Genomic DNA, 24,007 nt, shown 5'->3' on the forward strand with positions numbered 1-24,007 from the left:
TGCCCACGAAGCCGGGCGCCTCCCGATGGCGGTCGATCGAGAAGACGCCGTAGGGCGCGTCCAGCCAGGCCCGCTCGCCCGGGCGGATCCGTGCGACCTCCGCGCTGAAGTCGCCCAGCGCCTTGATGCCCAACTCCACGCGCGGAAGCGCCTCGGGCGCCGAGGCGATGGTATAGGGATGCTCGCGCAGGCCAAAGGGCGAACCACGCAGCGTCAACCAGGCAAACTGGCCCGGCATGAAGCGCCGAAGCCCCTCATGCCCCTCGGGTTCCAGCGCAAGAGTCACGGTGTCGTTGCGCTCGGGCCTCACCTCCACCACGCGCCAGGGCTGGCGGCGCTGGCGCCATGGCCTCACCACCCGCACCCAGATGACCAGCAGCGCCCAGGCGAGCGTCACGGACAGCCACAGGGCGCGCTTGCCCGGTGCGGCGGTGAAGTGGCCCACGCCGATGATGTGCGCGACCGCGGCCGCGAAGCCCAGTGTCGCCAGCGCGACATGGGCGTAGCGCCACAGTCCGTACTCAAGGCGGAGCAGCTGGCGCCATTCCGATGTCACGACGGCCAGGGCGAACAGCAGCAGCGCCGCGCGCCCGGCCGTCAGCTCCCACGGCGCCACGCGCGGGTCGATGGTTGGGCCGAGCGCCTCGGTTTCGAACAGCCAGAGGATCGCGAAATGCGCCGCCACCAGGACCAGCGCGATCCAGGCGAGATAGCGGTGAAACAGGTAAATCACGTCGATGCCGAAGGGAGCGCTGAGACGCCGGAAGCGCGCGGTGAGCGCGAACTGCATGGCCATCATCGCCATGCCCGCAAAGCCGAGCGCAACCGACAAGTCGAACCAGAAACCCCGGCTTGGAGGCAATTCGCCCCACAGCAGCGCCGCAAAGGGCGCAGCCACCAGCACCAGGTAGAGAGCAATCCATCGCGCGGCGTGCATTGCCTAGGCTTCCGCACCGCTTGTGGTGTGGCCCTTGCCGCGAAGCGCCGTCGCACCGCCGGCGGCCTGCAATCCGAGCCGCCGTGCAAACTGTACCACCATCGACATCGGCTGCGGACGGTCCAGCCCCATCTCGAACCCGGTCCTGGTCAGCATAGGGACTCCTGCAAGGCGGATCGGTCCATTCCGATCCTGGCTAGGGGAAAACTTGAGTGAAGATGAACGGTTGTTCATTTCTTTCCAGTCAATGCGGATTGCCGCTCGGCCGTGGGATCGGTCGGGTCTTGCAGCCCTCCGCAAGCGTCATGACCCGGCGCTGTCCACTGCTGCGAGCGAGACCGACAGGAAGATCGATGCCGGTCGGCTCGCGTCACGCGCCCGACCGGCAGCGTCTCCATTGCGGGAGCGTCCTCTCGATCATTGGGGCGAGGCTTGGACGCCGAGGCAGCCACTCGATCTTCAGCCTGACCGTGCGGACCTAACCTCCGAGCGAGGCTCCCAGGATGTGCGGCCATCCCGATATTTGATGACGGGCAGTGGCTCCAACTGGAGCGAGTCTTCGAACCGTCCAGTGGGCGATGCCGTCGATCAAGCGCACCTCGTCCTGTGAAGCGCCCAGACATGTGTCCGCAGCTCGACCTGGCAAAAAGCAGGCCCATCCGCGTGCTCGTCCAGGTTCGCCAAAAGGTGCAAGATGCGCTGTCTTGCCCTCCATGCATACGGGCAAGGTCTTGTGCAACCGACGCGCCGGGGGCGGCATCAACCTCTTCACATCCAAGAAAGGGCCGATGTTCCAACTATTGGCATCTGCCGACCGCTGCCTGATGCGCCTATTCGCTTGCTTTTCGGATCGGTCAGAACGATTGGCCGAATTCGGACCGCATGAGGCGCCTGAACGGTTCGGCCGCAGCACCTAGCATTCGTCAGCCAGCGCTCGCGTCCACGAACTTCTTCAAGAGCCCCAGCGGATGGCGGCGGTGGCACCTCCAACCGGCCGGACTGACGGCCCTCTCCTCCCTTCGGTCCCTTCGCACTGGCCGCGGCGCTGTCCCATCTGGGCCTCGGCCGCTAGTGCCCTCCCGTGGGGCGGCGGGACCGCGACAACCCTTCAGCGCGCCACCAGCACGGGAATGCGGCAAGCGCGCAGCAGCGCCGTGGTGGTGGACCCGAGCATCATGGCGCGCAGCCGTCCGTGCCCGTAGGCGCCCATGACGAGCAGGTCCATTTCCGCGGCGGAAACGTGGGCGGCGATGGCCGCGTCCACCTCGCCGCGCAGCACAGTCACGGTCGCGGGCTTGCCAGCGCGCGCCAGGACGGCGGCCGGCGTCGCCAGAAGCGTCTCGCCCGCGCCGCCCGCCGGGGCAACGGTGATGAGGTGGCACTCCAATCCATCCAGTGCAGGGTGCTTCGCGACGAATTCCACCACCTTGAGTGCGGTCGGCCCACCATCATAGGCAATGGCGAAGCGACGGATGGAGCGGAAGGCACGCGAGGCCACCAGCACCGGCCTGGGGCTCGCGCGCAGCACGCGTTCCAGGTTGGCGCCGAGGTGGCCCGTGGCGAAATCCGCGCGGGCTCCCCGCTTGCCGATCACCACCAGATCGGCCCCCGCCTCATGCTCAATAATCGTGTCCACCAGGGAACCGTGGCGCTGGGCCGTGGAAGAATGAGCCACGCCGGCCGCGCGCAGCCGCGCCTCGGCCGCGTCGAGCATGGCGCGGCCCCGCTGGAGCGCGAGGCGACCGCGCTGCTCATCCAAGGCGGCGAGTTCACGCAACAGCGCATCGGCGGCATCCACGCCGAGGGCGCCGGAATGGTCGGCCGACGCTTCATTGGGCTGGCGGCTCAGCACGTGCAGCACGTGGACGGCCGCCCCGCCCAAACGGTCAGAGGCCCAGGCCGCATGGTCCAGGACACTCTCGTTGTAGATCGAGGCATCGATGCAGGCGAGGATGGTCGTCATGGTGCATGTCCTCCCGGTCAGTGCAGGGCCGAGGCGGAGGCACCCGGCTTATCGAAGGTGCCCAGCCGGTCAACGATCCGGGTGGAGGACTGGTTCATGCCAAGGATCTCCACCTCCGTCCCTTCCCGGCGGAACTTCAGCACCACACGATCCAGCGCCGCCACGGCAGTGAGATCCCAGATCTGCGCATCGGAGACGTCGATCACCACCCGGCCCACCGCCTCGCGCAGGTCGAAGCTGTCGATGAAGCTCTCTGACGTGGCAAAGAAGACCTGGCCGGCGACGCGGTAGATGCGCATCCTGCCATCTGTCGAAAGCTCGGAGGAAACGGTGAAGAAGCGCGACACCTTGCGCGCAAAGAACAGACCCGAGAGCAGCACGCCGACGCCCACACCCTGGGCGAGGTCGTGCGTCCATACCGTCACCGCCACAGTGGCGATCATGACGATGGAGGATTCCGGCGGGTGCACCCGGAGGTCCCTGAGCGACTTCCAGGAGAAGGTGCCGATGCTGACCATGATCATCACCGCGACCAGGGCCGGCATGGGAATCACCCGCACGAAATCCGCCAGCAAGAGGATGAGGATCAGCAGGAACAGTCCGGCCCAGAAGGTGGAAAGGCGCCCGCGCCCAGCCGATTTCACGTTGATCACCGACTGACCGATCATCGCGCAGCCGGCCATTCCGCCGAAGCAGCCCGCCACCATGTTGGCGATGCCCTGCCCGACGCCCTCGCGCCCCTTGTCCGAGGGGGTGTCGGTCAGCTCGTCCACGATGGAGGCGGTCATGAAGGACTCGAGCAGCCCCACCACAGCCAGGGTGAGCGACGTGGGCAAAATGATCCGCAGCGTCTCGAAGGTCAGTGGGATGTCGGGAAGCAGGAAGACCGGCAGGCTGGAGGGCAGCTGGCCCATGTCGCCGACAGTGCGCACATCGAGACCCAGCGCCCAGGCGAGGGCCGTCAGGACCACGATTGCCACAAGGGGCGACGGCACGGCGGTGGAAAGGCGCGGCAGCAGGTAGATGATCACGAGCCCGGCCGCGACCAGGAGGTAGCTGACAGGCGTCACGCCGGTCAGTTCCGGCAGCTGCGCCATGAAGATCAGGATGGCCAGCGCGTTGACGAAGCCGGTCATGACCGAGCGGGACACGAAGCGCATCAGCACGTCGAGGCGGAGCAGCCCCGCGCCGATCTGAATGATCCCGCACAGCATCGTCGCAGCAAGCAGGTATTGCAGGCCGTGGTCACGCACCAGCGTCACCATCACCAGTGCCATGGCGCCCGTCGCCGCAGAGATCATGGCTGGCCGTCCGCCCGCAAAGGCGATCACCACCGCGATGCAGAAGGAGGCGTAGAGGCCGACCTGCGGGTCCACGCCGGCGATGATGGAGAACGCGGTGGCCTCGGGAATGAGGGCGAGGGCGACCACGGTGCCGGAAAGCAGCTCGCGCGTCACGCCTGCCGGTGCCCACTGGGCACGCAGGTGATCCAACATGGAAAGGGACTTTCAAGAAGCGGGGGAACGAAGACGGCGCGCGAACTCAACCCGCGCGCAAGGCGCGCCAGGAGAGCGAAACAGAGCGGAGCTTCAGGGCGGCGTCGTGGTCACGAAGGGGCAGGTAGCGCATCGATCCGTGGCGCGCAACGCAAGCCCATAGCGAGCCCTGGGACAAACCGCCCGGTCGAAAGCGCATCGATCGGTGGCAACGATCCCTGAAGACGGAAGATCTGGAGACGACCGGCTATACCAGCGGGTGGACGATGGAAGTCAGGACAGCGCATGCGCGTGACACGGAGCCTGGCCGAAAAGGCAGAACTTGTTCACCGGCTGCCCGCAGGCCGCACAGCAGCGCAGCCACGCGAACGGCCTGACACCTTTGTCATCATGTGGCGTACGGATCGGGCCAAGCCTCAAGTAGGCGAAAAGAAAGCCGGCCCCTGCATCGAACCGACCGCCGGTGAGGCGAAAAGCCGATCATACCGCTCGGATCTCCCGTCCTGCCATGCGGATTCAGACCACCAAGTCCGGCGCCGCGGTGCCAAATGTGCCGGGACCGATCAACTTGCATCAGCGATCCAGGAAGGTGCCGGACGCGCGTGGCGCTCGAAGCCGCCTTGATGGACCATGCGTCCTGCATCGTTCCCAAGGACCACGAGCCGCTTCGACCGGTACCTTCCCACGGGCCCACCACACCCGCAGCGTTCTCCTAGGCAACCGCAGGGAGCGGGACGCAGGCGCCAAAACGCCGCGAAGGGGTGATCCCATCCTATCTTCTCAACGTTCTGCACCCTAGGTTGAAATTAGCTCTATTGCAGGAACTTATAGTGGAACAAGCGGTCTTTCATGTTACGTTCACTCGCATCGTCATAAGTAAATGTCCTTACCCCAGACATAGCGCTTTCTGACCGAACATACGTCGATTGGAAGTTTGCTCCTTGAACATCTCTTTGTTCGCGAAGTGCTCGAAATGGCTTTGCAGGCAGCCAGCGCGAAAGGCGCCAATGCGTCCGAGTCATCGACTGGCGTTTCTGAGCTTCATGGTGATGTTCGTCCTCGCTGCGTGGCCTGCAGGGGCTGATTCCCTGCGGATGCGCGTGATCGGTGGTCTGCCGTCAGTCAGCCAGTACACGGACCACGAGGAACCGTTCTGGCGTCGCATAGTGCCCGAACTCACCGGCGGGCGGTTGCTCCCGGAGATCATACCGTTTCCGGCCACCGGCATCGGTGGCCAGGAGATGCTGCCGATGATCCGTAGCGGGGCGATCCCTTTTGGGACTGCCATCCTTCCGGTGATCGGCGCCAATGAGCCGGAGTTCGAGGCGCTGGACCTTCCGCTCCTGAACCCGACCTTGGCCGAACTGCGCCGCACCGTCGCGGCATTTCGTCCCTTTCTCACCGAGGCGTTGCGCCTGCGCTACGATGCAGAACTCCTCGCGATCTACACCTATCCGGCGCAAGTGCTCTGGTGCGCCCGGCCCTTTTCGTCCTTGTCCGACCTGCGCGGGAGGCGCGTCCGGACTTCCGCTGCGGCCCAGGCCGACCTGGTCACCGCGCTCGGCGGCACGCCAGTGGTCACTCCATTCGGGGAGGTAGTTCGTGCCGTGCGAAGCACCGCAGTGGAATGTGCCATCACTGGCACGCTGTCTGGCATGCAGATTGGCCTCCATGAGGTAACGACGCACGTGCATTCCATGGCGATCAACTGGGGGGTTTCGCTGTTCGCCGCCAACACGCGGGCCCTGCAGGCCCTGCCGGAGGATCTGCGCAACATCCTCCGTACCGGCCTTGCGGATCTGGAACGGCGGATCTGGGAAGCGGCAGACCGGGAAACGGCCCTTGGCCTGGCGTGCGCCGCTGGCGGAGCAGGCTGCGGGCCGGGCCGCCAAGGTACGCTGACCCTGGTGCCGCAGCAGCCGGCGGATGTCCCGGCGCGGCGCGAGCTGTTGCGCGAGGTGGTTCTCGAGCGGTGGATCGACCGCTGCGGCGCGGATTGCGCCGAGATCTGGAACGGCACCATCGGCTCGAGCGCCGGTCTGCCCATTGTGACACGGTGAGCATGACGATGAAGCGCCTGCGCCTTCTTCTCCGGAACGCTTACGCCGCGGTCACGGCCGGCGTCCTCATCCTCCTTGCCGCCATCTGGGGATTGGTCTGGTTCGCGACGGAACGCGCCCGCTCCGATGTCTTGGCGGCCACGACCGCACAGCTCGATCAGATGGCAGGTGCCATCACCGTGTCCTTGAACCGGAGCCTGATCGAGACGGATAACCTGCTGGCGAACCTGCCCAACCTCGTGCGCAACGTTGCCGGAGCATCCGCAGGCGACCGCGCGCTCGTGCAGATCCTGCGTGACCTCAACGGAAGCAGCCTCTTCGTCCGCGACCTCCTGCTGCTGGATGCGGATGGGAGGCCATTCGCGACCGCCTTGCCGACCTCGCGCAGGAGAACCGTGGATTTCGACTGGTTCGGCGGCGAGATGGGTGGGCTCCGGTTCGCTGGTCCGATCCGAAACCCCAGCACACAGGAGTGGTCGCTCTACATTGCCCGCGAGGTCGAGTTCTCGCCGGCCAGAAGGGGCCTCGCCGCTGCCGAGATCGCCGTTGGCACTCTCGCCTCGCTGTTTGAGATGGGTGGACGGACCGCATCCGCAGGAAGCGGGGTGCCCGAGGTCAGGGTCGAAAGCGCGGAGGGCAGGATTCTCGCGGCCCTGCCCCACGATGAGTCACGAATTGGCGCCTCGGCTCCCAGCGACGAACGCCTGGCCGTGCAGCTCTCGCGTCATGGTAGTGGCGTTTCCCTGAGAACTTCCTCCGGTGGCGGGGAGTTCCTTTCCGCTGTGCGCCCGTCTGTTTATCCACATCTCCTGATCGGAACTTCGCTGGATCTCGACAAGACGTTGCGCGTCTGGCGCAGCGATCGGCGGAGCATGGCAGCGGGCGCGGCGGCTTTCTCGGTCCTGGTGGTCTTCTCTGGCTTGCTCCTGCTGAAATGGATGGCCTCCCGCACGGCCGCGGAGCGTGAGCGGCAGCATGGGCGCGCAATGCTCGAGAACGCCCTGGAAAGCATGTCCGACGGCTTCGTGATGTTTGACAAGGATGACCGATTGGTCGTCTGCAACAGCCGCTACCGCGACATGTACCAGATCAGCGCGCCTTTCCTTGTTCCGGGTGCGCGCTTCGAAGAAATCATGCGCCAGGGCGCGTTGCTTGGACAGTACCCGCAATGCGGCGCCGACATCGACGGCTTCGTTGCCGAGATGATGGCTTGGCATCGCGGTAATCACACCCCGATGGAGCGGCTCCTTCCGGACGGCCGCTGGCTGCTGGTCACCGAGCGCCGCACTCCCGACGGTGGGACGGTCGGCATCCGCACGGACATATCAGCGCTGAAGGCTGCCGAGGCGAAGGCGCGCCGTCGCGCCGAGGAGGATCCCCTGACAGGGCTGTCGAACCGGGGCGTCCTGCGCACTAGCCTTCAGGCCCTGGCCGGCGCCGCGGGGGCGCGCGCCAGCCTCGTTCTGTTCGACCTCGACCACTTCAAGGCTATCAATGACAGCTATGGCCATCCCGTAGGCGACCAGCTCCTCTGTCAGGTCGCAGAGCGGCTGCGCTCCGTGACGCGACCTGGCGACACCCTGGCGCGCCTCGGCGGCGATGAGTACGCGGTGCTGATTCCGAACCTCGTCGAGCCTACCCAGCTGGCGGAGTTCCTTGGCTGCATGAAGGATGTGATCGAGAAACCCGTTCACGCTGGCGACCGCACGATCCGCCCTTCCCTTTCCATCGGCGCGGCGCGCTTTCCCGAGGATGCCGGAAATCCGGAGAGCCTCATGCAGGCAGCCGACCTCGCGCTGTATGAAGCCAAGCGTCAGGGCCGCAACCGGTGGGCCTTCTTCGACAAGGGCAGCGCGGACGCGCTGCGGCGCCGGAGCCTCCTGGCCGAACAGCTCAAGGTCGCACTCTCCGAGGACAGCATCGAGATCGTCCTGCAGCCCAAGCTGCGGCTTTCGGACAGGCAGGTGGTCGGCTTCGAGGCCCTGGCGCGCTGGCGAGAGGATGGGGTTCTGGTTCCGCCTTCCGAGTTCATTCCCTTGGCGGAGGAACAGGGAATTGGGCTCCAGCTCGGATTGACGCTTCTGCGGAAGGCACTCTGTGCCCAGCGGGCGATGCTTGATGCCGGGCTCGAGCCGGGCCGCATGGCCGTGAACTTCACCACCTCCCAGCTGCTGGACGGCGACCTCGTCGCAACATTGGCCACCGAATTGCTGCGCGCCGGGCTGACCACCCAGCGACTGGAGGTGGAGATCACGGAGACGGTCCTGCTCGATCGCTCGGCGGATGTGGTGAACGCGGCACTCCACGCGATTGCCAAGCTGGGAATTGGTATCGCGCTCGATGATTTTGGTACCGGCTACGCGTCGCTTTGCCACTTGGCGAAACTGCCGGTTTCTCAGCTGAAGATTGACCGTTCGTTTGTGACGGAATTGGTGGAAGGCGGTCGCGGAGCCGCGATCGCGCGTTCGATGATCGCACTTGCGCGCGGTCTTGGCATCGAGACAGTCGCCGAGGGCGTCGAAACTGCCGACCAGTACGAGATCCTCGCCAATGAAGGATGCGATGTCGTCCAGGGCTACCTGATCAGTCGGCCTTTGTCCGTTGAGATGGCAACAGCCTGGTTGCGTCAGCACCAGCGTCAGAGCCAAGTGTCACATTTGTCGATCTCCGTGCTTCGGTGAGATCAGAAGCCAGCATGAATGCCCCGGGTTACTGCTTATCTGCTTTGGGCCAGGTCGGATAAAAGGGGCAACGGGGGTGGCTGGGCTTTGCCCAGGCGAACCGCGAGGCCGATCGCCGGAAGCCGCCCGCCGCGTCTCTTGATCGACGGCGCTTGACGAACGGGAAGGCGACCCTGCTGGAATAGTGCTGCGCTGGAAAGTCTCGCACCACCGGCAAAGAAGGCGCGCAGGGACGAAGGCGGGCTGGGAACAGGTGGGCCGCGATGGCGGCCTCACCGCGGGCAGACGATCAAGGAGGCTGAGTACATGACCATTCGTAGCGCCATTGTGGCGACCCTGGCAGCATGCCTGGCCTGGGCCACACCCGCCGCGGCGGGGCCGACGCTCGACGGCGTGCGGCAACGCGGCATCCTGGCCTGCGGCGTCAACGTCGGCGTGGCAGGCTTCTCCCTTCCCGACAGCCAGGGCACTTGGCGGGGCATGGATGCCGATCTGTGCCGCGCCGTGGCGGCCGCAGTGCTTGGCGACCCAGGCAAGGTTCGCTTCGTGCCCCTGACGGCGGTGCAGCGCTTCACCGCCTTGCAGGCGGGCGAGATCGACGTGCTGATCCGCCAGACCACCCTGACCATGGTCCGGGACACCAACCTGGGCATGCGCATGGTGGGGGTGAACCTCTATGACGGGCATGGCTTCATGGTTCGCCGCGATGCGAACATCCGGTCCCTGCGCGACATGGATGGCATGACCATCTGCCTCTCGCCGGGCACCACGAACGAGCTGGTGACGGCCGACGCCTTCCGCGCCGAGAACATCACCTTCCGCCCCGTGTTGCAGGAGCGCATGCAGGATAACGCCTCTGCGCTCCAGGCCGGACGGTGCGACGCCATCGGCACGGATGCAACCCAGCTCGCCGCGCTGCGCTCCCAGTTCACGCGGCCCCAGGACTTCGTGATCCTCGACCAGCGCTTCTCGAAGGAGCCCTACGGCCCGGTGGTGCGCCGTGACGATCAGGAGTGGTTCGACGTGATCCGCTGGGTGCTCTTTGGCCTCATCGAGGCGGAAGAGCTGGGCGTCACCAGCCAGAACGCCGAGCAGCTGCGCGCCTCCAGCCCCAATCCCGCCATCCGCCGCCTGCTCGGCGCGGTGCCCGATCTCGGCCAGGCCGTGAAGCTGCAGCCCAGCTGGCTTTTCGACGCGATCCGGGCCGTCGGGAATTACGGCGAACTTTACGAGCGGACCATCGGCCCGAACACGCCCATCGGCCTGCCCCGCGGCATCAACGACCTTTGGACCCGCGGCGGGCTGATCTACGCTTGGCCGCTGCGCTGAACGAGGCGGGAGGTGAGGGAGCCGGTGCAGTTCTCGATGGCATCGGTTCCTTCGTGATCTGCCGAGCTTGGCAAAGGAAGCCGACGACCTGATCCTATGGCGGCCCGCTGGTCCGGGCGGCGTGACCTTCGTCGGCCAGCGGGCCACGCTGTGAGACCGGCGCGCGGTCAGTCCGCCCGAACGCGGGCCTCCTGCACCACGCGCCCCCATTTCTCGATCTCGGCAGCAAGGAAGCTGCGGAACTGCTCAGGCGTGGATGGCGTAGGCTCGCTGCCCTCCCCGGCCAGCCGCGCCACCAGCTCATCCTGCCGAAGGGCACGCACCACCGCCTCGTTCATTTGCGCCAGCACGCTCGGCGGCGTGCCGATGGGTGCGACGATGCCCGTCCAGTTCACCGCATCGAAGCCGGGAAAGCCAGCCTCCGCGACGGTCGGCACGTCGGGAAGGATGCGCATCCGCTGAGCGGAGGTGACGGCGATCGGACGCAGTTCCCCCGAATCAAGCAAGCCCTTCACCGCCAGGGGATTGGCGGAATACAGATCCAGCCGGCCCGCCAGCAGGTCCGTGACCAGCTGTGCGGCACCGCGATAGGGCACGACGGTCAGCTCGACCCGCGCGGCCAGGGCAATCATCTCGGTGCTCAGGTGCCCCACCGTGCCGTTGCCGGGATGGCCCGCGGTCAGCCGGCCCGGACGGGCACGGGCCGCTGCCGTCACGTCCGCGAGGCTGCGATAGGGCGAGTTCCGCGCCACCACGAAGACATTCGGCTGCGACGCAACGAGGGAGACGAGCGCGAGGTCCCGCAGCGGCTGGTAGGGAATGTTGGCGCCATAGAGCGTCGGGTTGATCGCCAAGTTGGAAGTCTGACCCATGCCGATGGTATGGCCATCCGTCGCCTTGGCCACCGCGTCGATGCCGACATTGCCGCCAGCGCCCGGCCGGTTCTCCGCAACGATGGTCCAGCCGGTGAGCGCGGCCAGGCGCGACGCCATCTCGCGCGAGATCACGTCCGTCCCGCCGCCGGGCGGGTAAGGAACGATCAATCGGATGGGGCGGCTCGGCCAGGGCTCCTGGGCAGCGGCACCGCGCACAGCGGCAAGGCCAAGTGCAGTCACGACAACGGCACGTCGGTTCATGGCCTTTTTCTCCCATTCTCTGCGCCACGATCGGTCGAAGACATTCGACCTCACGCTCCTCGAAGCACAAGCCCCGTCGCGCTCCCGCGCGAGGAGAGCTGGGAGAAGCCTATCGGCAGGAGGTCGCTTCAACCAACCAGGGCGTTCAGTGCAGAGGATTGCCGGGATAAAGGGTCGCTGAACCAGTGACAGTCTGGCCCCGGTTCGGGACTGGCCGTGCGACGGTGCGACCGCAAGCGACGTCCCATGCACCGCAGGGGTTCGCGCGACGAAGCTGCTTGCGCGCTTCCCTCTTTAACGCGCTTCAGAAGGCGGGCGCCTCGCGCGGATCGAGGAAGCGCGAAACATAGGCAGCCTGCTGCGTCCGGTAGCGCTCCCACAGGCTCCGCAGCGCCGCCACCGGCGCGTCATCCCAGTCGACGCGCAGATCCACCACCGGCCAATCATGCACCTCGTGGACGAGGAGGCCTGCCCCGTGCTCGTCGTCGAACTCGCCGCCGGCCTCCAACCCCGCCTCCAGCGCGCGAACGAGGCGCTCCGCCAGCGGTTCCTCCGGCGAGGCGGCGAAGGCTGACACCATGGCCGCGGGCACCTCCTCCTCGGCGAGGAGGTTGCCCATGGCGATGCAGTCCTTTCCGCTCGCCTGGCCGGTCTTGGGCATCCCGCTTTCGCCCATGTGAAAGGCGCAGCGACCGTGCCGGTCCACGACAGCCACCTGCCGGTGCTCCGGCGCCGTGGTGCTTTCGAGCAGGAGGCGCAGCACCGCCTGCGCGCCCAGCCCCTGCCGCAGCAAGGTGAGGCCCAGAGGCGCCAGGGCGGGGTCCGAGAAGTTCTGCGTCGCCACCGCGCCCATCGGCCCGGTTCGGATGCAGCGCGCCGCCGTGGCGACGGAGGAGGAGGTGACGACGGCCCCGAAGGCGCCCGTGCGGGCGCAGCGGCCGATCAGCGAATAGGTCATGCAGGTTCCTCGGCGGGAAAGGCGGCGCAGCGGGAGGGCCCCGCCAGTTCGAGCACGCTCCCCGCGGCCAGGCCGGAGGCGAGCATGGGGGCAAGGCGCGCCACGGCGCGGCCCCCGGCGGCTTCGGCGCAGGCCAGGTGCACGTCCACGTGCCCGCCCTGGAACACGACGGAGCGCACCTCGCCGGAGAGCAGCGCGGGACCGCCGGGGGACAGGGTCTCGGGCCGCAGGAAGGCATCCACCGGCGCGCCTTGCGACAGGCCTCGCAGCGGCGCGGCATCGGCTTCCAGCACCGCCTGCCCCACCTCGATCCCGGCCGTCCCACCCATCAGGCCACGCAGCCGGCCGCGCAGCACCGTGGCATCGCCCACGAAGCCGGCCACGAAGCGGTCCGCCGGGCGGGCATAGACCTCCTCCGGCGTGCCGACTTGGTGGATGCGACCGCCGCTCATCACCGCGATGCGGTCGCTCATCGCCAGCGCCTCGTGCTGGTCATGCGTCACGAAGAGCGTGGCGACGCCCGCCGCACGCTGGATCTCCCGCACCTCCACCTGCAAACCGCCGCGTAGCGCGCGGTCCAGGGCCGAGAAGGGCTCGTCGAGCAGGAGGATGCGCGGCCGGATCACCAGTGCCCGGGCCAGCGCCGCGCGCTGCTGCTGCCCGCCCGAAAGCTGGCGCGGGCGGCGGTCCTCCAGCCCCGAGAGGCGGACCATGCGCAGCGCCTCGGCCACGCGGCCCATCGCCTCGACCTTCGGCATGCCGCGGGCGCGCAGCCCATAGGCCACGTTCTCCGCCACGTTCATGTGCGGAAAGAGCGCATAGGACTGGAACACCATGCCGATGTCGCGCTTCCACACCGGCACGCGCGTCACGCTCTCGCCGCCCAGGAAAATCTCGCCCTCATCCGGGGTCTGGAACCCGGCAACGAGGTTCAGCAGCGTCGTCTTGCCGCAACCCGAGGGGCCGAGCAGCGTGACGAACTCGCCGGGCGCGACCACCAGCGACGCGCCATGCAGCGCCGTCACCGCGCCGAAGCGGCGCGTCACGCCATCCAGGCGCAGTGCCTCAACGGCCACCCGGCACCTCCGTCCCTAGGACGCGTGAAAGGCCGAGCCATCGGTCGGCGGCGAGGATGAGCAGCATGGTCGTCACGATCCAGATGGCGGAAAGCGCCGCGATGGAAGGGTCGGCATATTCACGCACGTAGTTGTACATGGCCACGGGCAATGTCTGCGTGCGCTGCGTCGAGACGAAGAGGCTCGCCGAGAACTCGGTGAAGGACAGGATGGCGGCGAAAAGCCAGCCTCCCGCAAGACCCGGCAGCAGCAGCGGAAGTGTCACCTGCCGCAGCACGCGGCTCGGCGGCGCCCCGAGCGACAGCGCCGCGTCCTCCAGCCGCCCGTCCAGCGACTTCAGCGAGATCCAGACCGAGCGCACCACGAAGGGCAGCACGAGTACGACATGGCACAGCACCAGCAGCGGCAGACCGCGCGGCAGGCCGGATTGCGCGAAGAGGGTCAGGAAGCCAAGCCCGACCACGAAATGCGGCACCACCAGCGGCGCCATCACCAGCGCCTCCAGCGTGCGCTTGCCGCGGAACTCCAGCTTCTCGAGCGCCAGCGCCGCCCCTGCCCCCAGCAACGTCGCGATGACGGAGGCCGAGATCATGACGAGCAGGCTGTTCCAGGCGCCGTCTCGGAAATCCGGATAGGTCATCGCCCGCTCGAACCAGCGCATGGACCAGGCCTGGGGCGGGAAGTTCAGGATGGAACGCGCATCGAAGGCGACGATGCAGGCGACGAGCGCCGGCATGGCGATGAAGGCGAGCAACAACAGGACCAGGAGGCGCAACCACCAGCTCACAGCCGTTGCTCCACCCGCCGCGTCACCAGCGAGAGCGCGGCCAGCGAGACGGCGGTGAGCGCGAGGCCCGAGACCGCCAGCGCCGCGGCGAAGGGAAAGTTGAAGGAGGCGAAGCCGAGCTGATAGACGAGGTTCGAGATCATGTTCACCTTTCCCCCGCCCACCAGCTGCGGTGTGGCGAAGGCCGAGAAGGTCCAGGCGAAGGCCGTGGTTCCCGCCGCAAGGATGCCTGGCAGGCTGAGCGGCAGGGTGACGGTGAAGAACCCCCGCGCCGGCGTGGCGCCGAGCGACTGCGCCGCGCGCTCCAGCTCCGGCTCGATATGGGCGAGGCCGGCGGCCAGCATGATGACGACGATGGGCAGCGTCACGTGCACCAACGCCGCCAGCACTCCGCCCGTGGTGAAGAGCATCTCCGCCCGCCCCAGGCCGAGCCACGCCAGGGCCGCGTTCAGGAAGCCGCTATTGCCCAGCACCACGATCCAGCCATAGGTCCGCACGATCTCGCCAAGGAAGAGCGGCGTGATGACGATCGCGAGGATCATGGACCGCGCGAGGCGTGACCGCGTGCGCAGGATTGCCCAGGCCAGGGGATAGCCCGCTAGCAGCGACAGGATCGCCGTCCCGGCGCAGAGCAGCAGCGTGTCCCAGAACACGCCGATGTAAAGCGGATGCGCCTGAGCCACGAAATTCTGCAAGGTGAAGCCGCCCGGCTCCAGTTCCCCGGGGACGTGGGCGCGGAGTGCGTACTGGAAGACCGCCAGCAGCGCCGCCGCGAAGGCCAGGCCGCACAGCCAGGCAGGCAGCGCCAAGCCTCGGAGGAGGCCCGGCGCGCCTTGGCCCAGCGCGGTGGATTTCTCGCCAGCCATGCGTCAGCGGGCGATGATGTTCTCCTGGAACCAGCGTCGCCACTCATTGGTCTTCTCGGCGCGCAGGCGGTGGTCGATGATCAGGGCCTGGCTGCTCCACTGCTCGGGCGTGGTGAAGACGCCGGGCAGGCTGGCGACATTCTGCGGCAGCTGCACGCCGGTGACGGTGGGGCTGCCCTTCTTGTCGGCAGCGATGCCGGCCTGCACCGCGGGGTCGAGCGCCATGTCGATGAAGCGCCACGCCGCTTCCTGATTCCGGCTGCCCTTCATCACGGCCGCCGTGTCCACGCCCAGCACCGCGCCTTCGCGTGGGATGGCGAGGCGCAGATTGACCCCCTGCCCCGCGATGTGGTGCGCGTTCATGGAAAGGATGACCTGCACGGGCGTGTCGCCGCTGGCGATCAGCTGCTGGCTGTTGGCGTCGTTGGTGTAGAAGGCCCGGAAATTGGGGCGCAGCGCACGGAGCCGATCCTGGCCGCGCTCCCAATTCGCTGCATCCGCGCCTTCGAGCTTCGCGGCGACCGCGATGAGGTGCGACGGGTCGAAGTCGGGCGCGGCGAGGCGGTTCCGCAGCTCGGGCTTCCAGAGGTCCTCCCAGCTTTCGAAGTTCATGTTGGGCAGCAGGTCGGGACGCCAGCCGATGGTGTAGACGTAGGCCCAGGTGCCGACATGGAAGGGCGAGATGCGCGCCTGCTCCACGAGCCGCGACGCGTTCGGCACCTTGGCGGCGTCGAAGCGCTCGTACAGGTCGTCATTCGCGTAGAGCCAGCCGATATGGCTCGTCGTGAAGGTGATGTCGCTCTCGGGCGCGGATCGGGTGAGGCGGGCGCGGTTCAGGCGGTCGATGGTGCCGCCGGTCTGGTACTCGACGGGGATGCCGGTGGCCTGGGTGAAGCGGCGGCCGATCTGCTCGCTCACCAGGTCGCGCCACGAACCGCCCCAGACGCTGATCCGCAGCGGCTGCCGCGACTGCGCCAGGGCGGGCGCGGCAAGCGCGGCGGCCCCGAAGGCCATCATTCCGCGGCGAGTGGTGTTCACATGGCTCATCTCACGCCTCCGTTGGCAACCCTGCGGGGGATTATGCTTGGCCCCGCCGCCCTTCCCCCTCAGCGGGCGGCGAAGCAACCCGGATCCTAGCCGGCGGTCACGCCCGCCACGCGCACCACCTCGCGCCAGCGCGCGACCTCGCCGGCCACGAAGGAAGCGTATTCGGCGGCGCTGGACCCGCCCTCGGCCTGGAGGCCGAGGCCCAGCAGGCGCTCGCGCATCGCGGATTCAGACAAGATGGTGCGCAGCGCCCCGTTCAGGCGCTCCACCACCGGCGCCGGCAATCCGGCCGGGCCGCAGACGCCGAACCAGGCCGCTGCGACAAGGTCCGGATGCCCCTGCTCGGCATAGGTGGGCACATCGGGGAAGTTCGGCAGCCGCGCCCGCGAGGCGACGGCCAGCGCGCGCAGGCTGCCCGTGCGCACGAGCTCCGCATGGGCGGAAAGGTTGTCCGACACGGCGGCGATGGTCCCGGCGAGAAGATCGGCTTGCGCCGGGGCGGAGCCGCGATAGGGCACGTGCTGCATCGGCAGGCCCAGCGACCGGGCCGCGAGCTCCCCCGTCAGGTGGCCCAGGCTGCCATTGCCGCCGGAGCCGAAAGGAACCGGCCGCCCCGTGGCGCGCCCGGCCGCGACGAAATCGGCCAGGGTGCGGAACGGCGCATTTGCCGCCACCAGCAACGCCACCGGCCCGCTGGCAACGAGACCCACATGCGTGAAGTCGCGCACCGCGTCATAAGGCTGATTGGGATTGAGCGCCGGGCCGACGCCATGTGCGGCGGAGGAGGTGAAGAGCAGCGTTTGCCCGTCCGGCTGGGCGCGGGCCACGTATTCGGTACCGATCTGCCCGCCTGCCCCCGCGCGGTTCTCCACGACGACGGGCTGTCCGAGCGCCGGCTCGAGCCGCGCGGCGACGATGCGCGCGACGAGGTCGGCCGGCCCGCCCGCCGCGAAGGCGACCACGAGGCGCACCGGGCGCGTCGGCCAACCGGGCTGCGCGCGCACCGGCAGGGCGAACGCCGCTGCGGAAGCCGCCAAGAGGCCACGCCTCGACCCCGCCATTCCCATCTTCATCTCCCGTCCTCGCCTGCCTCGGTCCATCTTTGCCGTGAGCCCCCTGCACGGCAAAGCAATCCTCATGCCGCGGGCGTGATCTCCGCCACGATGTCGATCTCCATCAGGTATTCGGGCTTCGCGAGGCCCTGGACGATCAGGCCGGTGGAGACGGGAAACACCCCCTTCAGCCACCGCCCGACCACACGATACACCGGTTCGCGATAGGCGCGGTCGGTGATGTAGATGCGGATGCTCACCACGTCCTGCAGCGTGGCGCCTGCCTCTTCCAGCAGCACCTTGGCGCAGCGCATGGCGTTCTCCGTCTGCGCCGCCGGGTCGCCGATTCCGACGATGGTGCCGTCGAAATCCATGGCGGTCTGGCCGCGCAGATAGACGGTGTTTCCCGCGCGGACTGCCATGCACACGTCGTTGTCGAGCGTCTGCTCTGGATAGGCGTCCTTGGTGTTGAACTTGCGGAAACGCTGGACGTGCATCAGGCGGCGGCCTTCCCGACGGGTTTCACGGACGCGCCATCGACCTTGTCGGAGAGGCTGGCGGCGCGCTTCACGAAGTCCAGTGGACCAGAGAAATCGAAGCTCTTGTAGACTGCCGCGAGGTGATTGAAGTGCGGTGCCTGCGCGAACTGCACAAAGGCGAGGCGGTGCCCTGCATAGCCGCTGTTCAGGAGGTCGCGCGCATAGGCCAGCAGCTTGCGCCGGTCATCCGCGTCCCACTGATCGTTCAGCGTGTAAAACTTCCGCAGCCACTGCCCGGCCTCGCCGTCGAACTGCGCGGCGTCGGGGGTGACGCAGATCTGCCCTCCGATCAGCTCGCGCGCCGCGTGCATCATCACCGGGAGCTGCGAGCAGGCCATGACGCGGCCGGCGTAGAGGATGGACTGGTTCGGCATCAGCAGCCCGGCCGGCGAAGGCTCGGCCAGGGCGATGGAGGCGGCGAGATGCGCACGGATTCCCTCGCGGTAGCAGACGAGGTCGGCGAGCTTCTCCTGCACGGCCTGGAGCTTCTCGAGACCGGTCTGCCGCGCGTTCCACATCGCCACCCCGATCATGGCGTCGGCGACGTAGAGCAGGCGCAGCACGTAGGGAAAGGCGCTGTAGCGGTGCAGCGTGGCGCGTACCTGCTGCGCGGCGCGGGTGTGGCGGTAGAAGAACACGTCCTCCCATGGGACCAGCACGTCGTCGAACACGACCAGCGCCTCCACCTCGTCGAAGCGGGACGCGATGGGGTTGTCGCGCGGGTCGCCCACATGGGCGAAGCCGGCGCGGCAGATGTGCTTCACGCCGGGCGCGCCCATGCGGACGATGCAGCCGACGGCGTGGATGCTTTCCTTCTCGTCCGTCCAGGCGCCGACGGTCGGCTTCAGATAGGCCTGGTCGGCATAGGGCGCCGCGGTCTCGAACTTGGCGCCGCGGATGATGACGCCCTTGTCCGTTTCCTTGGTGACGCGGATCATCATGTCCGGGTCGCGCTGCTCGATGGGGCGGGAGCGGTCGCCCTTCGGGTCGGTGTTGGCCGAGACGTGGAAGGGGTCCTTCACGATCACGTCGCGGATGTGCCGGTCGATGTTGTCGGCGAAGCGCGGGTCGATCCCGGCCAGAATGTCGCGCCCGTCCTGCAGCGACCACATCTCGCCGATCGTCTCGTCGCCCATGCGGGTGGCGACGCCGCCGAGATCCTGCAGCAGCAGGTCCAGCGCCGCCCATTTGCGGTGCCAGTCCTCCTGCGTGCGGGGGGGCTGCTGGAAGACGCTGTGGATGCCGTCCGCGTCGCTGTAGGTGAGCTTTGGGGCGGCCTCGGCCTCGTGGTGCAGGTCGTACATGCGGGCCTTGGCCGCCACGATGGGCGCCAGGGCGGGGTGGGACGCGACGTCCTTCACCCGTTCGCCGTCGATATAGACCTCGCGGCCGTCCTTCAGCCCTTCCAGGTATTGCGCGCCGGTGCGGATCATCGCGGCCTCCAGTTCATGCTTCGCCCGGAAGGATGTCAGGCGGCCTGCATCGGCGAAACCAGTTTATTCCAGGGCAAGGCATCGGTTATTCCGATACCCATGCGCCTGTCCCTCCGTGCCCTGCGCTACGCCGTCGCCGTTGCTGACCAGGGCTCCGTTTCCGCCGCCGCCCGGCGCCTCCACGTATCCCAGCCCGCGGTGAGCGAGGCGGTGGCGGCGCTGGAGGCGGAGTTCGGCTTCCCCCTCTTCGTCCGGCATCATGCGCGCGGCGTCACGCCCACCGTCGCCGGGGCACGGGTGCTGGCGGAGGGCCGCGCCCTGCTCACCCACGCCGAGGCCTTCGATGCCCAGGCCCGCGCCATGGGGCAGGAACCGGCCGGCGAGGTGACGCTGGGCTGCTTCCTCACAGTCGCGCCGCGCTTCATCCCGGCGCTGCTGGCCGGGTTCGGGCAGAGCTTTCCGCAGGTGACGGTGCGGCTGGAGGAGGCGGACCATGCCGGAATGCTGGATGCGCTGGCCGAGGGGCGGACGGAACTCGCCCTGGGCTACGATTACGGCCTGCCGGCGGGGGTGGTGGCGGAGCCCCTGGCCAGGCTTCCCGCCCAGGCACTGCTGCCGGCCGGGCACCGCTTGGCCCGCCGGGCGCGGCTTTCCCTCCCCGACCTGGTCGAGGAGCCCTTCCTGCTGCTCGACCTGCCCATCTCGCGCGAATACTTCCTGGGGCTGTTCCGCGCGGCGGGGCTGTCGCCGCGCATCGGCTTCCGCTCGCGCGGGATCGAGATGGTGCGCGGCATGGTGGCGGCGGGCCATGGCTGGTCCATCCTGAACGTCGTCCCCTCCTCGCCGCATTCGGCGGATGGGAAGCGTCTCGTCGCCCTGCCGCTCACCGATGCCGTGCCCGTCCGCCTCGTTCTCCTGCGTCCGGCGGACCGACCCGAGCGCCCTGCGGTGGCGGCGCTGGCCGGCTTCATCCGCGACGCCTTCGCGGCGGGCGGCCTGTTCGATCCGGCCGCCTAGTAGCCCCGTCCCGGGTCCACCTGGTGCAGCGGCGCTTCGCCACGCGTGACCCGGCGGATGCTTTCCGCCACGTCCACCGCGGCCTCCTCCGGAACGGTGATGCTGGCGAGGTGCGGCGTGATGACCACGTTCTCCATCGCCCAGAAGGGATGGCCCGGCGGCAGCGGCTCCACGGCGAAGGCGTCCAGCGTCGCCTCGGCGATGTGGCCGCTGCGCAGCGCCTCGATCAGCGCCGCCTCATCCACCAACGCGCCGCGGCTGGCATTCACGAGGCAGGCGCCGCGCGGCAGGGCGGACAGCGCGGCCGCATCCATCACGCCACGCGTTTGCGGCGTCAGCGGCAGCAGCAGCACGCAGATGTCGGTCTCGGCCAGGAATTCGCGCAGCTCGCCCGACTGACAGCGGACGCCCGGGATCTCCTTCGGCGTGCGCGACCAGCCGCGCACATCGTAGCCCATGGTGGCGAGGAGGCGCGCGGCCGGGGCACCCAGTTCACCCAGCCCCAGCACGCCGACGCGGAAGCGGGAAAGCGGGCGCGGGTGGATGTAGCGCCACTCGCCCCTTCGCTGCGCGACCGCGAACTTCAGCGTGTCGCGCGCATGCCCCGTCACCGCCCAGGCGATCCAGGAGGACATGAGCCGCACCATGCCCTGATCGTTCAGCCGCGAGACCGGCACGGGCGGCAGGTCGTCGCGCGCCAGCAGCTTGTCCACGCCAGCCCCGAGATTCACCACCAGCCGCAGCCGCGACATTCCGGCGAAGAAGCCGGGCGGCGGCTGCCACGCCAGCACCACCTCCACCTCCTCCGCTGGGCCGTCCAGGCGGAAATCGAGGCCGGGCAGAAGAGGCCGCAAGGCGCGCTCCCACGCCACCGGGTCGTCATGCGCCGAGAAGAAGCGCAGCACCGTCATTCGGAAAGCAGCCGCGCCATGGCGATGACCGCGAGCTCGTAGCCCAGCGCCCCCAGCCCGAAGATGCCGCCCTTCGCGCCCTTGCTGGTGAAGGTGCGGTCGCGGAAGGGCTCGCGCCGATGGATGTTGCTCATGTGGACCTCCAGCACCGGCCCCTCGAAGAGCAGCAGCGCGTCCAGCACGGCGACCGAGGTGTAGGAAAGCCCGGCCGCGTTGATCAGCAGCCCCTGCGCCTCGCTCCGCGCCTGCTGGATCCAGGTGACGAGTTCGCCCTCGTCATTGGTCTGCCGCATGTCGAGCTCGAGCCCGTGCGCCGCCGCGACATCCAGGCAGCGCTCGCGGAGCTGCGGCCAGGATTCGCGCCCATACGTGCCCTTGGCGTCGAGGCCGTAGAGATTGGCGTTAGGACCGTTGAGAAACCAAGCGGCGGGCATGCGTCACTCCTGCGGGGGAAGCGGGGAGAGGATGCGGACCGCCGCGCGCGCATCGGCCGCGCCCTCCCGCAGCGCCGCCATCGCCGCGGCGTCCCGCTCCAGCAGCGCCCACAGGATCGCGCCTGCCACCTTAGCGGCCGCTTCCAGCTGGCCCTGCGGCACGGCGTCGCGCCGGTCCCCGGCGGTGAGCAGCCGCGCGACGGGACTATCCGGCTCGTTGAAGCCGGCGATCAGGCGGAGCGAGGGAATGCCGAGCGCCGCGAAGTTCGCGTGGTCGGAGTTCACCATCAGCGTCTCGTGAATGCCCATCTCGGGCCCGGCGACCTGCCGCACCGCTTGCGACAGCGCCGGAAACCCCGAGGTCAGCGCGGTGAGGCGCGCACTGCCCACCACCGTGTCGAGGTTGAGGTTCGCCCCCATCGCCGCGACCCGGTCCCGCGCGAGCCCGGCGAGCCAGGCGCGCGAGCCGGACAATGACCATTCCTCCGCGCCGAAGATGCAAAGCGTCAGACCATGCTCGAACGCGCTCAGGAAGGGCCGCGCCGCCCGTCCGAGCGCGAGCAAGGCGGCGACGCCCGACGCGTTGTCCATGGCGCTTTCCCCGGGCGCATGGCCATCGAGATGCGCCGAAAGCACGACACGCCCCGGCCCGCGCCCCGGCAGGTCGAGGATCAGGTGCCGCGCCGTCGCGATGCCATGCGTGCCGGACTGAAGGAACCGCGCCCGCCCGGCGGCGAGCATGGCCCGCGCGCCCTCGACCCCGACGCCGAAGCCGGGCAGCGGGCAGTCATTCGCGCCACCCGTGACGGGGCCGATGCCGGGAAGCGGCTGCACCATAATGGCGGCCGCCGCTCCTGCCTCCTCGGCCACGCGCAGCTTCACGCGGCGATGCACGGTGTCGGTGCCGAAGGGAAACTCGTGGCGCAGCAGGACGGCGCGGCCGCGCGGCGCGTCGCCAGCGCGCCTGAAATCCTCAGGCAGGCCGCGGCTCAGATCCAGGATCTCCCAATCGCGCCACTCGCCACCCGTTCCGGCCGCTCCGTTGAGGGGCAAACAGGGGATGGCCTCGCCACCCGCCTCGATGCGGGCCTCGCCGGGGGTCCAGCCCATGTAGCGCGTCCGCGCCACCTCGACCGGGCCAAGCTGGCCCAAGCGTTCCGCCACGAGGTCGAAGGCGCGCTCGCAGGACTCGCTGCCCTGGAGCCGTCCGCCGATTCCGCAGATCGCGTCCCAATCCGCGCGCAGATCAGGGTCGGCGCCGAGCCGGGCGAGAAACGCGTCGCGGCTCAAGGCGCGCGCACCCCGGCCGCACGCGCCACCTGCGCCCAGTTCCGGAACTCCGTGTCCAGCAGCGTCGCCAGGGGCGCCGGGCCGGCCGGCCGGCGCTCGACGCCGAGCGTGTCCAGCCGCTCGCGCACAGCCGCATCGGCAAGGCTCGTCTCGAGAGCCGCGGCCATCCGGGCAAGGACGGGCGGCACCGCGCGCGACGGCGCCAGCACGCCCCACCAGTTGCTGCACACGAGGTCCACCCGGTTCTCCCGGAAGCTCGGCACCTGCGGCAGGGTCGCGACGCGCTCCGGCGCTGCCACTGCGAGGGCCCGCACCGCGCCGTCGCGCAGCTGCCCCGAGGCGGAGAGCGTGGAGGAGAAGATCGCGTCGATCTGCCCGGCTGCCACATCCAGCAGGGCGGGACCCGAGCCGCGATAGGGCACGACGGTGAAGCGCGCCCCGGTCAGCTGCCCGAGCCATTCGGGCAGGAGGTGCGTCAGGCTGCCCACGCCCGAGGAACCGAAGGTGACGGATTCCGGTCGCGCCAGCGCGCCCGCGAGAAAGGAGGCGAAATCCGTGGCCGGATGCCCGGCGCGCACCATCAGCACCATGGTCACTGCCCCCAGCAGCCCGACCGGCGCGAAATCCGCCGCCGCGTCGTAGGGGACGCGGGGCTGGACGGCCGGGATGATGGTGTGCGGGCTGTCGGCGACAAGAAAGCTGTGCCCGTCATCGGAACGCGCGACGGATTCCGTGCCGATCACCGCGCCACCGCCGGGCCGGTTCTCCACCACGACAGGCTGGCCCAGCGCGGCGGAAAGCGGGTTTTGCACCGTGCGCGCGATGATGTCGGACGGCCCACCCGGCGCGTAGGGCACGACGAGGCGAACGGGCCGGGTCGGCCAGCTGGGCTGCGCCAGGGCCGCGGGCGACAGCGCCGCGACGGGAACCCCTGCCAGCACGGCGCGGCGGGGGAAGGCGGGAACCGGTCGCATCGTCTCGATCTCCTCTCTGTG

The 24,007-nt window shown here is 68.7% G+C and carries 21 protein-coding genes; 4 read left to right on the forward strand and 17 right to left on the reverse strand.

Features of this window, described 5'->3' with window-relative positions; all coding sequences use genetic code 11:
• The 4 genes from OF850_RS11535 to OF850_RS11550 all read right to left on the reverse strand — a co-directional run.
• Positions 1–937, reverse strand: a 937-nt coding sequence (locus tag OF850_RS11535) for a ferredoxin reductase family protein (protein WP_301590257.1), incomplete at its 3' end; no start/stop codon positions are given.
• A 3-nt stretch (positions 938–940) separates the two neighbouring features.
• Positions 941–1,093, reverse strand: coding sequence for a hypothetical protein (locus OF850_RS11540; RefSeq protein ID WP_301590259.1), 153 nt, complete (start codon positions 1,091–1,093; stop codon positions 941–943).
• Positions 1,094–2,045: 952 nt separating this feature from the next.
• The gene (locus tag OF850_RS11545) at positions 2,046–2,900 is read right to left on the reverse strand and encodes a universal stress protein (protein ID WP_301590260.1); all 855 of its coding nucleotides are present in this window, start codon (positions 2,898–2,900) and stop codon (positions 2,046–2,048) included.
• 17 nt (positions 2,901–2,917) lie between these two features.
• Positions 2,918–4,396 (reverse strand): SulP family inorganic anion transporter, encoded by a 1,479-nt coding sequence (locus OF850_RS11550; protein WP_301590261.1) that lies wholly within the window; start codon positions 4,394–4,396, stop codon positions 2,918–2,920.
• A 1,043-nt stretch (positions 4,397–5,439) separates the two neighbouring features.
• On the opposite strand from OF850_RS11550, the gene OF850_RS11555 reads away from it, so the two are divergent.
• The 3 genes from OF850_RS11555 to OF850_RS11565 all read left to right on the forward strand — a co-directional run bounded on the left by OF850_RS11555 (position 5,440) and on the right by OF850_RS11565 (position 10,466).
• Positions 5,440–6,456 (forward strand): TRAP transporter substrate-binding protein, encoded by a 1,017-nt coding sequence (locus OF850_RS11555; protein WP_301590262.1) that lies wholly within the window; start codon positions 5,440–5,442, stop codon positions 6,454–6,456.
• 8 nt (positions 6,457–6,464) lie between these two features.
• On the forward strand, positions 6,465–9,137 hold the full coding sequence (locus tag OF850_RS11560; RefSeq protein ID WP_301590263.1) for a bifunctional diguanylate cyclase/phosphodiesterase: 2,673 nt from the start codon (positions 6,465–6,467) through the stop codon (positions 9,135–9,137).
• Between the two features lie 306 nt (positions 9,138–9,443).
• The gene (locus OF850_RS11565) at positions 9,444–10,466 is read left to right on the forward strand and encodes an amino acid ABC transporter substrate-binding protein (protein ID WP_301590264.1); all 1,023 of its coding nucleotides are present in this window, start codon (positions 9,444–9,446) and stop codon (positions 10,464–10,466) included.
• A 167-nt stretch (positions 10,467–10,633) separates the two neighbouring features.
• Here the strand turns inward: OF850_RS11565 and OF850_RS11570 are convergent, their stop codons facing one another.
• The 9 genes from OF850_RS11570 to OF850_RS11610 all read right to left on the reverse strand — a co-directional run bounded on the left by OF850_RS11570 (position 10,634) and on the right by OF850_RS11610 (position 19,360).
• Positions 10,634–11,602 carry a Bug family tripartite tricarboxylate transporter substrate binding protein gene (locus OF850_RS11570; RefSeq protein ID WP_301590265.1) on the reverse strand — a complete coding sequence of 323 codons (969 nt, stop codon included), beginning with the start codon at positions 11,600–11,602 and terminating at the stop codon, positions 10,634–10,636.
• Positions 11,603–11,906: 304 nt separating this feature from the next.
• Positions 11,907–12,560 (reverse strand): DUF1028 domain-containing protein, encoded by a 654-nt coding sequence (locus tag OF850_RS11575; RefSeq protein WP_301590266.1) that lies wholly within the window; start codon positions 12,558–12,560, stop codon positions 11,907–11,909.
• Complete coding sequence (locus tag OF850_RS11580) at positions 12,557–13,636, reverse strand: ABC transporter ATP-binding protein (RefSeq protein ID WP_301590267.1); 1,080 nt, start codon at positions 13,634–13,636, stop codon at positions 12,557–12,559. Before OF850_RS11580 ends, OF850_RS11575 begins: the two co-directional genes overlap by 4 nt.
• Positions 13,626–14,423, reverse strand: a complete 798-nt coding sequence (locus OF850_RS11585; protein WP_301590268.1) for an ABC transporter permease — start codon at positions 14,421–14,423, stop codon at positions 13,626–13,628. The genes OF850_RS11580 and OF850_RS11585 overlap by 11 nt, the downstream gene beginning before the upstream one ends.
• The gene (locus tag OF850_RS11590; protein ID WP_301590269.1) at positions 14,420–15,289 is read right to left on the reverse strand and encodes an ABC transporter permease; all 870 of its coding nucleotides are present in this window, start codon (positions 15,287–15,289) and stop codon (positions 14,420–14,422) included. The genes OF850_RS11585 and OF850_RS11590 overlap by 4 nt, the downstream gene beginning before the upstream one ends.
• Positions 15,290–15,292: 3 nt before the next feature.
• On the reverse strand, positions 15,293–16,336 hold the full coding sequence (locus OF850_RS11595; RefSeq protein ID WP_301590270.1) for an ABC transporter substrate-binding protein: 1,044 nt from the start codon (positions 16,334–16,336) through the stop codon (positions 15,293–15,295).
• 86 nt (positions 16,337–16,422) lie between these two features.
• Positions 16,423–17,409 carry a Bug family tripartite tricarboxylate transporter substrate binding protein gene (locus OF850_RS11600; protein WP_301590271.1) on the reverse strand — a complete coding sequence of 329 codons (987 nt, stop codon included), beginning with the start codon at positions 17,407–17,409 and terminating at the stop codon, positions 16,423–16,425.
• A gap of 62 nt (positions 17,410–17,471) precedes the next feature.
• Positions 17,472–17,885 carry a Rid family hydrolase gene (locus OF850_RS11605; RefSeq protein WP_301590272.1) on the reverse strand — a complete coding sequence of 138 codons (414 nt, stop codon included), beginning with the start codon at positions 17,883–17,885 and terminating at the stop codon, positions 17,472–17,474.
• Entirely contained in the window at positions 17,885–19,360 is a 1,476-nt protein-coding gene (locus OF850_RS11610; protein WP_301590273.1) for a 4-hydroxyphenylacetate 3-hydroxylase family protein, read from the reverse strand. The genes OF850_RS11605 and OF850_RS11610 overlap by 1 nt, the downstream gene beginning before the upstream one ends.
• A 99-nt stretch (positions 19,361–19,459) precedes the next feature.
• Here OF850_RS11610 and OF850_RS11615 point away from each other — a divergent pair, with 99 nt between their 5' ends.
• Complete coding sequence (locus OF850_RS11615; RefSeq protein WP_301590274.1) at positions 19,460–20,377, forward strand: LysR family transcriptional regulator; 918 nt, start codon at positions 19,460–19,462, stop codon at positions 20,375–20,377.
• On the opposite strand, the gene OF850_RS11620 is transcribed toward OF850_RS11615, so the two are convergent.
• Genes OF850_RS11620 through OF850_RS11635 form a run of 4 tightly spaced genes read right to left on the reverse strand, consistent with a single transcriptional unit; the run spans position 20,374 to position 23,986 of the window.
• Positions 20,374–21,288 carry a 2-hydroxyacid dehydrogenase gene (locus OF850_RS11620; protein ID WP_301590275.1) on the reverse strand — a complete coding sequence of 305 codons (915 nt, stop codon included), beginning with the start codon at positions 21,286–21,288 and terminating at the stop codon, positions 20,374–20,376. The two genes, OF850_RS11615 and OF850_RS11620, sit on opposite strands and share 4 nt — an antisense overlap.
• Positions 21,285–21,722 (reverse strand): type II 3-dehydroquinate dehydratase, encoded by a 438-nt coding sequence (locus OF850_RS11625; protein ID WP_301590276.1) that lies wholly within the window; start codon positions 21,720–21,722, stop codon positions 21,285–21,287. Before OF850_RS11625 ends, OF850_RS11620 begins: the two co-directional genes overlap by 4 nt.
• A 3-nt stretch (positions 21,723–21,725) precedes the next feature.
• Positions 21,726–23,012 (reverse strand): M28 family peptidase, encoded by a 1,287-nt coding sequence (locus OF850_RS11630; protein ID WP_301590278.1) that lies wholly within the window; start codon positions 23,010–23,012, stop codon positions 21,726–21,728.
• Positions 23,009–23,986: a Bug family tripartite tricarboxylate transporter substrate binding protein gene (locus OF850_RS11635; protein ID WP_301590280.1), complete on the reverse strand. Its 978-nt coding sequence runs from the start codon at positions 23,984–23,986 to the stop codon at positions 23,009–23,011. Before OF850_RS11635 ends, OF850_RS11630 begins: the two co-directional genes overlap by 4 nt.
• Positions 23,987–24,007 lie beyond the last annotated feature (21 nt).

Origin of the sequence: Sabulicella glaciei (assembly GCF_026183895.1) — a bacterium.
GTDB classification, from domain to species: Bacteria; Pseudomonadota; Alphaproteobacteria; order Acetobacterales; family Acetobacteraceae; genus Roseococcus; species Roseococcus glaciei.

What these genes read in the sequence shown, in the direction of transcription:
- OF850_RS11545 (WP_301590260.1), bottom strand. Translation starts at nt 2,900, where the DNA reads ATGACGACCATCCTCGCCTGCATCGATGCCTCGATCTACAACGAGAGT.
- OF850_RS11550 (WP_301590261.1), bottom strand. Translation starts at nt 4,396, where the DNA reads ATGTTGGATCACCTGCGTGCCCAGTGGGCACCGGCAGGCGTGACGCGC.
- OF850_RS11600 (WP_301590271.1), bottom strand. Translation starts at nt 17,409, where the DNA reads ATGAAGATGGGAATGGCGGGGTCGAGGCGTGGCCTCTTGGCGGCTTCC.
- OF850_RS11615 (WP_301590274.1), top strand. Translation starts at nt 19,460, where the DNA reads ATGCGCCTGTCCCTCCGTGCCCTGCGCTACGCCGTCGCCGTTGCTGAC.
- OF850_RS11540 (WP_301590259.1), bottom strand. Translation starts at nt 1,093, where the DNA reads ATGCTGACCAGGACCGGGTTCGAGATGGGGCTGGACCGTCCGCAGCCG.
- OF850_RS11560 (WP_301590263.1), top strand. Translation starts at nt 6,465, where the DNA reads ATGAAGCGCCTGCGCCTTCTTCTCCGGAACGCTTACGCCGCGGTCACG.
- OF850_RS11570 (WP_301590265.1), bottom strand. Translation starts at nt 11,602, where the DNA reads ATGAACCGACGTGCCGTTGTCGTGACTGCACTTGGCCTTGCCGCTGTG.
- OF850_RS11575 (WP_301590266.1), bottom strand. Translation starts at nt 12,560, where the DNA reads ATGACCTATTCGCTGATCGGCCGCTGCGCCCGCACGGGCGCCTTCGGG.
- OF850_RS11610 (WP_301590273.1), bottom strand. Translation starts at nt 19,360, where the DNA reads ATGATCCGCACCGGCGCGCAATACCTGGAAGGGCTGAAGGACGGCCGC.
- OF850_RS11605 (WP_301590272.1), bottom strand. Translation starts at nt 17,885, where the DNA reads ATGCACGTCCAGCGTTTCCGCAAGTTCAACACCAAGGACGCCTATCCA.
- OF850_RS11555 (WP_301590262.1), top strand. Translation starts at nt 5,440, where the DNA reads ATGGTGATGTTCGTCCTCGCTGCGTGGCCTGCAGGGGCTGATTCCCTG.
- OF850_RS11620 (WP_301590275.1), bottom strand. Translation starts at nt 21,288, where the DNA reads ATGACGGTGCTGCGCTTCTTCTCGGCGCATGACGACCCGGTGGCGTGG.
- OF850_RS11590 (WP_301590269.1), bottom strand. Translation starts at nt 15,289, where the DNA reads ATGGCTGGCGAGAAATCCACCGCGCTGGGCCAAGGCGCGCCGGGCCTC.
- OF850_RS11635 (WP_301590280.1), bottom strand. Translation starts at nt 23,986, where the DNA reads ATGCGACCGGTTCCCGCCTTCCCCCGCCGCGCCGTGCTGGCAGGGGTT.
- OF850_RS11595 (WP_301590270.1), bottom strand. Translation starts at nt 16,336, where the DNA reads ATGAGCCATGTGAACACCACTCGCCGCGGAATGATGGCCTTCGGGGCC.
- OF850_RS11625 (WP_301590276.1), bottom strand. Translation starts at nt 21,722, where the DNA reads ATGCCCGCCGCTTGGTTTCTCAACGGTCCTAACGCCAATCTCTACGGC.
- OF850_RS11565 (WP_301590264.1), top strand. Translation starts at nt 9,444, where the DNA reads ATGACCATTCGTAGCGCCATTGTGGCGACCCTGGCAGCATGCCTGGCC.